This is a genomic window from Microbacterium sp. bgisy189 (assembly GCF_057707225.1).
Map to the genome: position 1 here is coordinate 48,709 of NZ_JBYIPT010000001.1, position 13,598 is coordinate 62,306.

13 protein-coding genes are annotated in these 13,598 nt (G+C 69.4%); 10 read left to right on the forward strand and 3 right to left on the reverse strand.

What is annotated here, in order from left to right; genetic code table 11:
- Window positions 1–87: 87 nt before the first annotated feature.
- The 4 genes from AC3ENX_RS00250 (at window position 88) to AC3ENX_RS00265 (ending at window position 1,099) form a co-directional block, all read left to right on the forward strand.
- Entirely contained in the window at window positions 88–279 is a 192-nt protein-coding gene (locus AC3ENX_RS00250) for a helix-turn-helix domain-containing protein (protein WP_203189579.1), read from the forward strand.
- 83 nt (window positions 280–362) lie between these two features.
- The gene (locus AC3ENX_RS00255) at window positions 363–461 is read left to right on the forward strand and encodes a 30S ribosomal protein bS22 (protein ID WP_003792170.1); all 99 of its coding nucleotides are present in this window, start codon (window positions 363–365) and stop codon (window positions 459–461) included.
- Window positions 462–548: 87 nt separating this feature from the next.
- On the forward strand, window positions 549–803 hold the full coding sequence (locus AC3ENX_RS00260; protein ID WP_434809827.1) for a glutaredoxin family protein: 255 nt from the start codon (window positions 549–551) through the stop codon (window positions 801–803).
- Window positions 800–1,099 carry a Dabb family protein gene (locus AC3ENX_RS00265; protein WP_434809828.1) on the forward strand — a complete coding sequence of 100 codons (300 nt, stop codon included), beginning with the start codon at window positions 800–802 and terminating at the stop codon, window positions 1,097–1,099. Before AC3ENX_RS00260 ends, AC3ENX_RS00265 begins: the two co-directional genes overlap by 4 nt.
- 26 nt (window positions 1,100–1,125) lie before the next feature.
- On the opposite strand, the gene aspS is transcribed toward AC3ENX_RS00265, so the two are convergent.
- The gene (aspS, locus tag AC3ENX_RS00270; protein ID WP_434809829.1) at window positions 1,126–2,484 is read right to left on the reverse strand and encodes an aspartate--tRNA(Asn) ligase; all 1,359 of its coding nucleotides are present in this window, start codon (window positions 2,482–2,484) and stop codon (window positions 1,126–1,128) included.
- 79 nt (window positions 2,485–2,563) lie between these two features.
- Here aspS and AC3ENX_RS00275 point away from each other — a divergent pair, with 79 nt between their 5' ends.
- From AC3ENX_RS00275 to ccsB, 6 genes are all read left to right on the forward strand, one after another.
- Window positions 2,564–3,577 carry a DUF368 domain-containing protein gene (locus AC3ENX_RS00275; protein WP_434809830.1) on the forward strand — a complete coding sequence of 338 codons (1,014 nt, stop codon included), beginning with the start codon at window positions 2,564–2,566 and terminating at the stop codon, window positions 3,575–3,577.
- Between the two features lie 64 nt (window positions 3,578–3,641).
- A complete protein-coding gene (locus tag AC3ENX_RS00280) occupies window positions 3,642–4,271 on the forward strand; it encodes a histidine phosphatase family protein (protein ID WP_434809831.1) in 630 nt (209 codons plus the stop codon).
- On the forward strand, window positions 4,271–4,867 hold the full coding sequence (locus AC3ENX_RS00285; protein WP_434809832.1) for a TlpA family protein disulfide reductase: 597 nt from the start codon (window positions 4,271–4,273) through the stop codon (window positions 4,865–4,867). Before AC3ENX_RS00280 ends, AC3ENX_RS00285 begins: the two co-directional genes overlap by 1 nt.
- On the forward strand, window positions 4,864–5,706 hold the full coding sequence (locus AC3ENX_RS00290; RefSeq protein ID WP_434809833.1) for a cytochrome c biogenesis CcdA family protein: 843 nt from the start codon (window positions 4,864–4,866) through the stop codon (window positions 5,704–5,706). The genes AC3ENX_RS00285 and AC3ENX_RS00290 overlap by 4 nt, the downstream gene beginning before the upstream one ends.
- Window position 5,707: 1 nt before the next feature.
- A complete protein-coding gene (gene resB / locus AC3ENX_RS00295; protein WP_434809834.1) occupies window positions 5,708–7,390 on the forward strand; it encodes a cytochrome c biogenesis protein ResB in 1,683 nt (560 codons plus the stop codon).
- Between the two features lie 10 nt (window positions 7,391–7,400).
- A complete protein-coding gene (ccsB, locus tag AC3ENX_RS00300) occupies window positions 7,401–8,438 on the forward strand; it encodes a c-type cytochrome biogenesis protein CcsB (RefSeq protein ID WP_434809835.1) in 1,038 nt (345 codons plus the stop codon).
- Between the two features lie 34 nt (window positions 8,439–8,472).
- On the opposite strand, the gene AC3ENX_RS00305 is transcribed toward ccsB, so the two are convergent.
- Window positions 8,473–10,653, reverse strand: a complete 2,181-nt coding sequence (locus AC3ENX_RS00305) for a YhgE/Pip family protein (protein ID WP_434809836.1) — start codon at window positions 10,651–10,653, stop codon at window positions 8,473–8,475.
- The gene (locus tag AC3ENX_RS00310; RefSeq protein ID WP_434809837.1) at window positions 10,650–13,469 is read right to left on the reverse strand and encodes an MMPL family transporter; all 2,820 of its coding nucleotides are present in this window, start codon (window positions 13,467–13,469) and stop codon (window positions 10,650–10,652) included. The genes AC3ENX_RS00305 and AC3ENX_RS00310 overlap by 4 nt, the downstream gene beginning before the upstream one ends.
- Window positions 13,470–13,598 lie beyond the last annotated feature (129 nt).

Below are 13,598 nucleotides of genomic sequence, written 5' to 3' on the forward strand. Positions count from 1 at the left end.
TGCGGCTCATAGGTTTACACGCGTCCCGGCCAGGCTCTAGGCTGGATCCACCATTTCTGGGGAACATGAAAGAACGTAGGTGGCACGATGTCGGAACTGTCTGACGTGCGCTTTCTCACGGTCGCGGAGGTCGCTGACCTCATGCGCGTCTCGAAGATGACCGTGTACCGACTCGTGCACGCCGGCGAGCTGCCCGCGGTGCGCTTCGGTCGCAGCTACCGCGTACCCGAGACGGCTGTGACGGCGGCTCTGCAACGCCCTATCGCCGACGTCGGCTAGACTCTCCTGAGGCATTCTCCTGTAGAGGCCGTTCCCGGACGTGCACCCTGTGCGTCCAGACCCCCGACTGAGTGAGGTTTTCCGTGGGTTCTGTCATCAAGAAGCGCCGCAAGCGCATGGCGAAGAAGAAGCACCGCAAGCTGCTTCGCAAGACTCGCCACCAGCGCCGCAACAAGAAGTAAGCGGCATCGACACCAAGCGCCTGTCCTTCCGGATGGGCGCTTCGTGTCTGTGCGCCCGCTGACCTCGCCCGGTGCAAGGATGGAATCGTGACGACCCTGACCCTCATCGGCAAGCCCGACTGCCACCTGTGCGACGTGGCGCGAGAGATCGTCGATGCTGTCGTCGCCGACTTTCCGGACGACGCCGTGGCCGTGCGCGAAGCCTCCATCCTCGACGACCCCGCGCTGTACGAACAGTGGTGGGAGAAGATCCCCGTCGTCCTGATCGACGACCGGCTGCACGCGCATTGGCGTGTGTCTCCCGACCGCTTGCGCGCAGCCTTGAAGGAGCACACCGCATGATCCGCCACATCGTCGCGTTCGCGATGGCATCCGATGACGCCGCCGAGCGCGCCGCGCACGCGGCCGAGGGTGCTGCGCGGCTGAACGCCCTCGTCGGTGTCGTGCCGAGCCTTCGCGCCATGACGGCCGGTGGCAACGTGCTGGCGCTCGGCCAGAACTGGGACCTCGCGCTCGTCGCCGACTTCGACGACGAGGACGGCCTGAACGCGTACCTCGTCCACCCCGCGCACGAGGCCGCAGCCGCCTACATCGGATCGGTGCGCGGCGATCGCGTCGCCGTCGACATCGTCATCTGACCTCGCGCGAGGTCAGATGACGGTTGTCAGGGGGCCAGACGCGTCGGTCCGCGGAAGAGGTAGGTGACCTCGCGGATCGAGTCCTGACCGAGCAGCAGCATCATGACGCGCGCAAGACCCATGCCGAAGCCACCGTGCGGCGGGGCGCCGTAGCGGAAGAAGTCGAGGTAGAAGTCGAGGTGCTCGGGGTCGAGCCCCTTCTCCTTGGCCTGCTCGATGAGCACGTCGACGCGGTGCTCGCGCTGCGCGCCGGTCGTGATCTCGACGCCCTTGAACAGCAGGTCGTACGACTTCGTGAGCCCGGTCGCCTCGTCGCGCATGTGGTAGAACGCGCGGATCTCGGGGTGGTAGTCGGTGATGAACACGAACTGGTGGCCGAACTGCTCCTGCACGTGCGCGGCGATCTGCCGCTCGCCCTCGGGGTCGAGGTCGCCGTCGGTGCGGGGGATGTCGTAGCCGCGTGCCGCGACGATCTCGCGAGCTTCGGCCAGCGGGATGCGCGGGAATGGGATCGACGGAACGACGACCTCGAAGCCGAAGAGCTCTTCGATCTCGGCGCCGTGCTTGTCGGCGACGGCCTGGATCGCCGTCTGCAGCAGTTCCTCCTGCATGCGGGCGACGTCTTCGTGCGAGTCGATCCAGCTGATCTCGGCGTCGATCGAGGTGAACTCGGTCGCGTGGCGGCTCGTGAACGAGGGGTCGGCGCGGAACGCCGGTGCGATCTCGAAGATCTTGCCGAAGCCGGCGACCTGTGCCATCTGCTTGAAGAACTGCGGCGACTGCGCGAGGTACGCGGTCTGCTCCTCGAAGTAGGGCACCTCGAACAGTTCGGCGTTCGACTCGGATGCCGAGGCCATGAGCTTGGGGGAGTGCACCTCGATGTAGTCCCGCTCGATCCAGTAGGTGCGCATCGCGTGCTCGAGGGTGGTCTGCACGCGGAAGATGAGGTTGTTGCGACGCTGACGAAGGTCGAGGAAGCGCCAGTCCATGCGCTTGTCGAGCCCGCTGTCGGCAGCGATCGGCGTCTCGGGGAGCGCTGCGGCCGACACGTCGAGCGCGCCGATCTTGATCTCCACGCCGCCGAGCTTGACGCGCTCATCGTGCTTGAGGTCGCCGGTCACTGTCAGGAACGTGCCGGTCGAAAGGTTCGAGATGAGGTCGGTGAGGGCGAGCGCCGCGGCATCCTGGGTTTCAACAGGCTCAACCGCCGGGGAGGTCTCCACGGGACGAGTCGCCGGGTTGACGAGCTGCACGGCGCCGGTCTCATCGCGCAGGATGACGAACTGCACCTTCTTCTGATCGCGGACGGTCTCGACCCATCCGGACACAGAGACCGGTCCGTCGGAGAGACCCTGAAGCTGGTTGACGAGAACGCGTTCACTCACGATCGACCAGTCTACGTGGGGTGCTTGTTCATGGCCGACGCACAGGTTCTGGAAATCTCCGCGCCGTAACGTCGAAGCCATGACGACGCCCGCCACGCCGCCGCCGACCACTCCGATTCGGCACGCCCTCACCTGGCGGACCCTTCCCGCGCTCCTGCTGAACGCCCTGCGCGGCGCGCTCATCGGCATCGCGGAGCTGCTTCCGGGCATCTCCGGCGGAACGATCGCGCTCATCACCGGTGTGTACGAGCGCCTCATCCGATCGGCCTCGCACGTCGTGCGCGCGGTGCGTCGACTCGCGTCGGGACCGGACCGCCGTGACGGCTTCCGCGACGAGATCCGCCGCGTCGAATGGATGCTGGTGATCCCACTCATCCTCGGCATGGCGGTCATGGTGCTCACCCTCGCAGGGATCGTCGAAGGGCTCGTCTCGAGCTACCCGGAGCAGGCTCGCGGCCTGTTCTTCGGCCTCGTCGCCGCGAGCATCGCCGTGCCCCTCATGATGCTGCCCCGCGTACGCCACAGCGTCGGTGCCCGGATCGGCGGGGTCGCCGTGTTCGTCGTGGCAGCGGTCGCCGCATACTTCGCCGTCGACCTGGCGAGCGGTTCGCTCGTGGCAGAGCCCCCGATGTGGGCCGTGTTCCTGGCGGCGATGGTCGCCGTGTGCGCGCTTGTGCTTCCCGGCATCTCGGGGTCGTTCTTCCTCCTCGCGGTCGGCCTTTACTCGCCCACGTTGCGGGCCGTCGATGAGCTCGATCTGGGCTACCTCGCGGTCTTCGCGGCGGGCGCCCTCGTCGGGCTCGTGACGATCGTGCAGGTCATGACGTGGCTGCTCAACCACCACCGGCGCCTCACGCTCATCGCGATGGCGGGGCTCATGCTCGGGTCGCTTCGCGCCCTGTGGCCGTGGCAGACGATGCCGGCCGGTGAGTCACACGGCATCGGCGCGCTCGCGGCGCCGGCCGATCCCATCCTCGGCCCCATCCTGCTCGCCCTGCTCGGTGCGGCGATCGTCGCGGCGCTCGTGTTCGCCGAGAAGCGGCTGCACGCGCGGTCGGCCGCCGCGCACCCGCCGGTACCCGTCTCCGTCTGAGCGGTGCAGGGGTGAGCCCCGGCATCCAGGCGATGCATAGGAGGCTCCCACGTAGGATCGAGGTATGCCCGCCGATCGCCTCCACCTCGTCCGCCATGGAGAGGTCCACAACCCTCGCCGCGTGCTGTACGGGCGACTCCCCGGGTACCGCCTCTCCGACGACGGCCGCAGCATGGCCCACGCCGCAGCAGCGCACATCCAGCATCTCGACCGGCCCGTGACGGGGCTGTACGCCTCGCCGCTGCAGCGCGCCCAGGAGTCGGCCGAGCCGTTCACCGAACTGTTCGGACTCGACCCTGTGACCGAAGATCGCGTCATCGAGCCGACCAACGTCTTCGAGGGGCAGCGGATGACCCGCGCGCTGCGCAACCCGGTCAACTGGTTCCACCTGCGAGACCCCGACCTGCCCAGTTGGGGCGAGCCGTACCGTGCCGTCGTCGCACGGATGGACGCGGCGATGCGCGACGCCTGGAACGCGGCGGCGTCGGGCGACGTCGTCCTCGTCTCGCACCAGCTGCCGATCTGGATCACCCACCTGGCGGTCGAGGGGGAGCGGCTGCGTCACGACCCGCGCCGTCGCCGGTGCGCGCTGTCGTCCGTGACGAGCTTCGAACTGTCTGGCGATCGGTGGCGCGAAGTGTCATACGTCGAGCCGGCCTCGACCGCCGGCGCCGTCGACGTGGGAGCCGTGTGATGCGCCGCATCGTCGCAGGCATCGCCGCGCTCGCGCTCGCCGTCACGCTCACCGCGTGTACGAGCGAGAACGACGACCTCGCCGACCAGTATCGGGAGGGCAGCAACCAGGGCTTCATCTCGGGCGACGGCACCGTCGAAGAGATCGCGGTCGCCGACCGCGGGGAACCCATCGTCTTCACCGGAACCGGCGTCGACGGCGAGACGATCTCGAGCGACGACTACGCCGGAGACGTGCTCGTCGTCAACTTCTGGTACGCCGCATGCGGCCCCTGCCGTGTCGAAGCGCCCATCCTCGAGAGCGTCTTCCAGGCCACGCAGGATGCCGGGGCGGACTTCGTCGGCGTCAACATCTACGACGGACCCGAGCAGGCGACCTCGTTCGAGGAGAAGTACGGGGTGACCTACCCGTCGATGCTCCTGCGTGAAGACACCGACCTCAAGCTCACCTTCGCGTCGCTCACGACGATCCAGGCGGCGCCGACGACCCTCGTGCTCGACACCCAGGGCCGTGTGGCCGCGCGCTTCATCGGTGCCGTGCAGAGCGAGTCGATCCTGCGGTCGGTCGTCACCGACCTCGTCGCGGAGGACTCGTGAACCCCGGATCCGTCGTCCTCGACGGTGCGCTCTGGCTCGCGATCCCGATCGCCGTGCTCGCTGGGCTCCTTTCGTTCCTGTCTCCGTGCGTGCTGCCGCTCGTCCCCGGCTACCTCGGGTTCATCAGCGGCGCCGTCGCCCCGGCGTCCGCCCGTTCCTCGGCGTCGCAGATTCGGACATCGTCGCCGGATTCGGATGCCGCGGGCTCCACGATCCGAATCCGCGAACAATCTCCGAATCCGGTGACGCCGGCGGCGGCCTCCCGGGGTCGCCTGCTGCTGGGCGTCGGACTGTTCATCGCGGGGTTCACCGTTGTGTTCCTCGTGCTGATCGTGTTCGGTGCCACCCTCGGCCGCGCGTTCATCGCTTACCAGGATGCGATCACCCGCATCCTCGGCATCGTCGTCATCGCGATGGGGCTCGTCTTCATCGGCGTCTTCGGCTTCGCGCAGCGCACCTTCCGGCCGCAGCTGCGGCAGGGCCTGGGGCTGGCGGGCGCACCGCTGCTGGGCATCGCGATGGGCATCGGCTGGGCGCCGTGCATCGGCCCGACGCTTACCGCGATCCTGTCGATCGCGATCTCGCAGGCCGACCCGTGGCGGGCGGGTGTGCTCGCGATCGCGTACTCGCTCGGCCTCGGCATCCCGTTCCTGCTGCTGGCCATCGGGTTCGGCTGGGCCTCGCGCACGGTCGGGTTCCTCAAGCGCCACATCCGCGCCGTCAACATCGTCGGAGGAGTGCTGCTGATCGTGCTCGGACTGCTCATGGTCACGGGACTGTGGACCGAGCTCATGTCGCGTCTGGCGGGGGTGGTCGGCAGTGTCCAGCTCCCGCTCTGACGTGACCGATCCGCTGCGACCGTCCGACCACGCAGACGGTGCCGGCGACGACGCCGGCACGCCGGTGCGCCTCGGTCTCGTCGGATGGCTGCGCTGGGGGTGGCGCCAGCTCACCAGCATGCGCACCGCACTCGTGCTGCTGCTGCTGCTGGCCATCGCTGCGATCCCCGGATCGATCGTTCCGCAGCGCAGCGCCGATCCCAACGGCGTCAGCCAGTACCGCAGCGACAATCCCGACCTGTTCCCGATCCTCGACGCCATGCAGCTGTTCGACGTGTACACGTCGGCATGGTTCTCGGCGATCTACATCCTGCTGTTCATCTCGCTCATCGGCTGCGTCATTCCGCGCACGAAGCACCACTGGAAGGCGCTGCGCTCGCGCCCGCCGCGCACGCCCGCACGACTGTCGCGGCTGGCCGACCACCTGACTGAGTCGGTGCCGGTGAGCGTGGATGCCGAGGCCGAAGCGTCCGCTGTGATCGATGCCGCGAGCGAGCAGCTGCGCAAGGCGGGGTACCGCGTCGAGCGCTACGACGGCCGCGGAACGTGGTCGGTGTCGGCCGAGCGGGGCTACGCACGCGAGACCGGAAACCTCGTCTTCCACGCGTCGCTCGTCGGCGTGCTGCTCGCGGTCGGGATCGGCGGCGGGTTCACGTACACGGGCCAGACCGTGATCCAAGAGGGCAAGAGCTTCGTGAACTCGCTGGGGCTCGGCTACACGTCGTTCAACCCCGGTCGCTTCGTCGACACCGACGCCCTCACCCCCTACACGGTGACCCTCGACCGTTTCGACGTCACCTACACGCCGTTCGGCGAGTCCGGTGCGGGTCAGGCGGGCGACTTCGCAGCGCACGTGACCGTGCAAGAGGCAGGGCAGGAGGCGCGCGACGAGGTCGTGCGGGTCAACCATCCCGTCGACATCGCGGGCGACCGCGTATACCTGATGGGCAACGGGTACGCGCCGAAGATCACGGTGCGGGGCGCTGACGGCGAGATCGTCTTCAGCGAGGCGGTCGAGTTCTTGCCGCAGGGTGGCAACACGATGACGTCGCTCGGTGTGGTCAAGATCGCAGACGGGCTCGACGAGCAGCTCGGCATGGTCGGCTTCTTCTACCCGACCGCGGCGACCCTCGAGACCGGCGCGATCGCGTCGGCTTATCCCGACCTGCTCAACCCGCTGCTCACACTCGAGGTGTACGTCGGCGACCTCGGCATCGACGACGGCACGCCCCGCTCGGTCTACACCCTCGACACGAGCGACATGACGCAGATCGCCGGGCGGCAGAGCGAGGCCGAGACCCTCGAACTCGCGCCCGGCCAGACCGCTGACCTGCCCGATGGCCGCGGATCAGTCACCTTCGAAGACGCGACGGCGTCGGGCGCTCCCGAGTCGGTGGCCCGATACGTGTCCTTGTCGATCCACCGCGACGTCGGGGCGCCGTGGGTGCTCGCGTTCGCAGTGCTCGCCACGCTGGGCCTCATGATCGCGCTGTTCGTGCCGCGCCGGCGCCTGTGGGTCAAGGCGACGGTCGGTCCGGACGACGACCTGCACCTGGAGTACGCGGGCCTCGCCCGCGGCGAAGACCCCGCGATCGCTGCGGCGGTCGACGACCTCCGCACCCGTCACCTCGCGTCGCTGGCGACCATCGTGAGCCCCGCGACCGCCGCGACCCCCGGAAAGTAGAATCAAAGCCATGCCTGAAGAGGGTCTCTCGCTGGATGCCATCTCCGTCCTGACGGTGTGGACCGCCGTCGCGATCTACACGCTCGCATTCGTCGCGTACGCGATCGACCTGGCGCGGCGCTCCGACCAGTCGATCAAGGCGAAGGATGCCGCGCTCGAGCGTGAACTCGTCGCCGTGGGCGGTTCGCCGATCGACGCCGTGCGGGCCGAGGAGGCCCTCGCTGCCGACGCGATCTCCGCCTCCCCGAAGGAACGCCCCCGCTTCGTGTGGGCCCGTATCGGCACGTCCCTGACCGTGCTCGGCTTCCTGTTCCACCTCGCCGGCACCGTGCTGCGCGGCATCGCCGCCGAGCGCGTGCCGTGGTCGAACATGTACGAGTTCGCGCTCACCGGCATGCTGCTGGTCGTCGCCGTCTACCTCGTGACGCTGTTCCGCTACGACCTGCGCTTCTTGGGCGCGTTCATCACGGGGCTCACCGTCGTGCTGCTCGGTGGCGCGACGCTCGCGTTCTACGTCGAGGTCGTGCCGCTGGCCGACCCGCTGAAGAGCATCTGGCTCGTCATCCACGTCTTCGTCGCGACGCTGTCCTCGGCGCTGTTCGCCCTCGCGTTCGGCCTGTCGGTGATGCAGCTGCTGCAGGCGCGTCGCGAGCGGCTCGCGGTCGCGGCATCCGCCACCGCATCCGATGGCGGTGTCGTGAAGACCGGTCCCGGCTTCTTGCGGACGCTGCCGAGCGCCGACGCGCTGGAGTCCCTCGCCTATCGCTTCGCAATCATCGGCTTCATCTTCTGGACGTTCACCCTCATCGCCGGCTCCATCTGGGCCAACGACGCGTGGGGCCGCTACTGGGGCTTCGACACGAAAGAAGTGTGGACCTTCGTCATCTGGGTGCTCTACGCCGGCTACATCCACGCCCGCGCGACCCGCGGCTGGCGCGGCGCGCGCTCGGCCTGGCTGTCGATCATCGGCTTCAGTGCAGTGCTGTTCAACTTCATCATCGTCAACCAATTCTTCAAGGGCCTGCACGTCTACAGCGGCCTGAGCTGACGCGGTCCTCTCGCCGTGGCGACCGGCGTAGGGCTCAGGCGGATGCCGGTGTCAGGACGGCGCGGGCGGTCGTGGAGCGACGGCGGGCGACGGCGAGCATCGTGACTGCCAGGGCGAGGACGCTCCAGATGATGATGCCGGCGATCGCCGAGCCCAGGCCCCCGGCCGAGGTGAGCACCGCGAGCAGCGCCTGGTAGACGGGCGTCGTCGGCATGAGCACCGCGATCGACGACAGCACACCGGGCACCGTCGAGACGATGCCGGTCGCGACGGCCAGCGCGCCGACGAGCGCGCCGATCCAGCGACCCGCGCCGCCGAAGACGGCCACGAGCGCCTGGTTGACTGCGGCGAATGCGATCCCCGCGAGTGCGGCGAGCGACGCGAAGCCGAGCCATGTGCTCGCGTCATAGCCTGCGGCGAACTGCACGACGGCAGCCACCAGCACGCCCTGCAGTGCACCGATCCCCGCCGCCGGCGCCAGCGAGCGCAATGCGAGCAGCGCCGACGGGCGGCGTGAGCTGAGCGCGTTGCGCGGCACGGCCTGCAGGGCGACGAAGGTTGCGAGCGATCCGAACCACAGGGCGACCGCCGCGAGCAGCGGCACGGCCGAGGCGCCGAACAGATCGGTGCCGATGCCGTCGGCCCCGACCGGGTCGGAGACGACCGATGCGAGGCTGCTCGCTTCGGCATCCGTGTACGAGGGGAGCTCGTCGGCGGCCTGCGCGAGCCCGTCGGCGAGGGTCGTGGTGCCGTCGGCGAGTTCGTCGACACCGTCGGCGAGCGATCCGGCGCCGTCGGCGAGCTGCCCGACACCCGACGCGAGTTCGTCGGCCCCGGTCGCGGCCGAGGCGGCGCCCGAGGCGAGCGCGTCGCCGCCGTCGGCGAGTTGCCCGGCACCGTCGGCGAGCTGCCCGGCGCCCGACGCGAGGCCGTTCATGCCGGATGCCAGCTGGCGTGAGCCGCCGGCGAGGTCAGTCGCCCCGGCAGCGAGCCCCGACATGCCGCCGGCGAGCGAGGCCGCACCGTCGGCCGACTGCTGCAGGCCCGCGGTCAGCTGCGGGCCGAACTGTGCGAGCTGCTCGACCTGGCCCGCGACGGCGCCGGACTGGTCGATGACGCCCGTGATCGTCGGGAGGGCGGAGTTCGCCTCTGCGGATGCCTGCGCGAGCGCCTCGCACAGCTCGGCTGACCCGCCCTCGTCGACACAGGTGGCCGAGAGGCGTTCGAGTTCGGAGACGGCACCGGTGACGGTCGACTTGATCTGTTCGCTGTTCGCGGCGATCTCGTTGGCGCCGTCGACGATCTCCTGCGGCACCTCCGGCAGCTGCGAGACCTGATCGGCCATCTGCTGCAGTCCGCCGGCGAGTTCACTCGTGCCCGCCGAGAGGTCGTTCGCGCCCGCGGCCCAGCTGTCGAGGCCGTCGGCCGTGGCGCTCGTGCCGTCGGCGAGCTTGGTGGCGCCCGAGGCGATGCCGTCGGCGCCGGTCGCGATGCCGTCGGTGCCGTCTGCCAGTTCGGAGGCGCCAGACGAGAGCTTGCGGATGCCGTCGGCCAGCGACACGGCACCTGAAGCCGCAGCATCCGCGCCGTCGGCCCACTCGCGAGCACCGTCGGCGGCTTGCGCGGCGCCGTCGGCGAGCTGTGCGCCGCCGTCTGCCGCTTGGCCGAGCTGGTCGCCGAGGGTCGTGAATCCGAGGAAGACGTTCTCGAGGTAGACACTCGACAGTTCGTCACCCATGAGGGCGGCGGCGGTCTGGGTGACCTGGGAGGTGATGGCGTCGTCGACGATGAGGCTGTCGGGCGAGGTGGTGACCTCGATCGTGGCCTGTTCCGGGTCGCCGCCGGGGGCGGTCGAGGTGGCGGCGGCCGAGAAGTTCTCGGGGATCGTGATGACGGCGTCGTACGTGCCGTCGACGAGGCCCGCAGCCGCGTCGTCCGCGTTCGAGATGGTCCAGTCGAGGTTGCTCTCGAGGTCGTCGGAGCCTTCGACCAGGCCCGCGGTCAACTGCCGACCGAGTGGCACCATCTGGCCGTCGATCGTGACCGGCTCGTCGTTGTTGACGATGGCGGTGCTCATGCCGTCGAGTCGCTCGGTGGGGTTGTAGAGCGCCGCGACGAGGATGCCGCCGATCACGACGGGCAGCAGCAGGACGCCGACGAGCGTGAGCCACGTGACGGGGCGGCGGGAGCGCGCGCGTTCGATGGGGAGGGTCATGAGATCACCTGCGTGGGAAGGTCGGAGTCGGAGGGTCGGGTCGTGAGGGCCAGCGCGGTCACGCTCGGCCGGTGCGCGTCGGCGAGCACGTCGAGTGCGGGGCCGTCGCGTCTGGCGGTGGCGACGAGCGTGAGCGGACTCGCCTCAACGTCGGCCGAGGAGGCGGATGCCGCGGCGTCGCGCAGCAGGGCGCTCGCCTGGTCGCGTTGCGGCCCCGAGAGGGTGTCGATGCCGTCGATGACGACGAGGCGGGTGCCGCCGGCAAGCGCGCCGCGCAACGCGGCGATCGGATCGGTCGAGCTGTCGAGCAGCGCCACGCCGACGTGGGCGCGCACCCATGCGGAGCGGCCGGGCAGCAGGTGTCCGGCGACGCGGAGCAGTCCCTCGTCGGCGGGGATGCGGCCCGCGACCATGAGCGCGAACGCCCGACCTGCACGTGCATCGGGGCTCGTGACGAGCAGGGTGCCGCCCTGCTCAAGGCGGAAGTCGGCGCCCGAGAACAGGGTCACTTCGCCGACGCCTCGACCGCCGTCGGCGCGCACCGTGACGCCCTGACCGGCCAGGGGCGCGGTCGACCCGGGCTCGGGCCAATCGGCGTGCTGCAGTTCGTGTTCGACCGCTTCACCCTCGATGTCGAAGTGGGGGAGGATGCGGTCGAGCCAGCGTGGCATCCACCACGCCTTCTCGCCGAGCAGCGCCATGACCGCCGGCACGAGCGTCATCCGCACGACGAACGCGTCGACGGCGATGCCCACGGCCAGGCCCAGCGCGATCGGCTTGATCGACGCGTCGCCTTCGGGGACGAAAGCCGCGAAGACGGCGAACATGATGACGGCGGCGGCGGTGACGACGCGCGCCGACGCCGTGAAGCCGCTGCGCACGGCGCCGACCGCGGTCTGCCGGTCGGCGCGGCCACCGCGGGCGCGGCGGGCGTGCACGTAGTCCTCGCGCATGCGAGAGACGAGAAACACCTGGTAGTCCATGGCGAGCCCGAACAGCACGCCCATGAGGATGATCGGCATGAAGCTGATGACGGGCCCGGTGCGCGTCACGTGCAGCAGGTCGGCGAGCCAGCCCCATTCGAAGACGGCGGCGACGACGCCGAAGGCGGCGAGCACCGACAGCAGGTAGCCGGCGGCGGCCTTCAGCGGCACCCAGATCGAGCGGAACACGATCGTGAGAAGGATCAGCGAGAGCCCGACGACGAAGATGCCGAACGGTACGAGTGCTGCGCCGAGGCGATCGGAGATGTCGATGCCGACCGCGGTGAAACCGGTGACGACGAGGTCGACGCCGTACTCGTCGAGCAGTCGGTCGTGCTGGGCGCGCAGTTCACGGACGAGGTCGGCGGTGGCGGGGTCGTCGGGGGCGGTCTCGGGCACGATCTGGATGAGTCCGGTGTCGGCGGTCTCGTTCGGCGTCGCGAGGGCGACCTCCTTCACGCCGGGGATCTGCTCGATCTCGGCCTTCAGGTCCTCCATGAGCCCCAGGGGGTCGTTCGAGGTGACGATCGTGCCGGCCATGATGAGCGGGCCGTTCGCGCCTGCGCCGAAGTGCGTCGCGGTGAGGTCGTAGGCCTGGCGTGCCTCGCTCTCGGGGGATTGCACGCCGGCGTTCGGCAGCGCGAGGGTGAGGCTCGCTGCCGGGATGGCGAGGATGCCGAGGCCGACGACGACCGCGACCGTGGCGACGATGGGATGCCGGGTGACGCCGGTCACCCAGCGGTCGGCGAATCCGCGCCGGGCTGCGCGAGCGGGCTTCGGGGTCTTCGCGGCGCGCCGAGCGCGACGCTTCCAACCGATGACACGCCCCTTCGCGAATCCGAGGAGCGCGGGGGTCAGCGTGACGGCGACGACGACGGCGATCGCGACGGCCACCGCGGCCGCGATACCCATCGTCGTGAGGAAGGGGATGTTCGCGAAGCTCAGGCCGACGAGGGCGATGAGCACGGTGACGCCCGCGAAGACGACGGCCGAACCCGCGGTGCCGGTCGCACGCGCGGCCGACTCCTCCGGGTCGACGCCGTCGCGCACTTGATCTTGATGTCGAGCGACGATGAACAGGGCGTAGTCCATCCCGACCGCCAGCCCGAGCATGACGGCGAGCATCGGTGTCGTCGACGAGACCGATGCGAAGGCGGTGGAGACGAAGATCAGTGCGATCGCGAGGGCGACGCCGATGAGCGCGCTCACGAGCGGGAACCACGCGACGGCGAACGACCGGAACGTGATGATCAGCACGAACAGTGCGATCAGCACGCCGACGACCTCGGTGATCGTCAGCGCCGGCACAGAGGTGGAGAACAGGTCGCCGCCCATTGCGACCTGCGACCCGTCGGGCATGTCGGTGCGCAGGTCGGCGGCGACCTCGGTGAGGGCTTCGAGGGTGGCGTCCGAGACGTCGGTCGCCTGGCCGTCGAACTGCAGGCGGACGATGGCCGCTTCGCCGTCTTCCGAGACCATGCCCGAGACCATGTCGTCGAACGGATCGGTCACGGCGAGGACGCCGTCGAGGTCACTGAGGTCTTCGACGGTCTCGGTGATGAGCCCGTCGATGGGGGAGGTGTCGACCCGCTCGCCCTCGGGGGCAACGATCACGAGCTGCGCACTGGTGCCGCTGGCCTGGGGAAAGGTGCGGTCGAGCATCTCGATACCCTCCTGCGCCTCGGTGCCCGGAATCGTGAAGGAGTTGTCGGTGCCCTTCATGAAGACGGCGGTCGCGCCGCCGACGACGGCGAGCAGCAGCAGCCACGACACGAGCACGCGCCACGGGTGACGGAACGACCAGCGGCCGAGGGAGTAGAGCAGAGTGGACACGAGCTCTCCGGGATCGAATGGTCAGGAGGATTCGATACAACGCTGTATCCAATACATAGATGTATCCTAAGTCTGGTCCTCGACGCAATCCTGGGGACTCGGTGTGAAGATCGGCCCGCAGTGATCGAC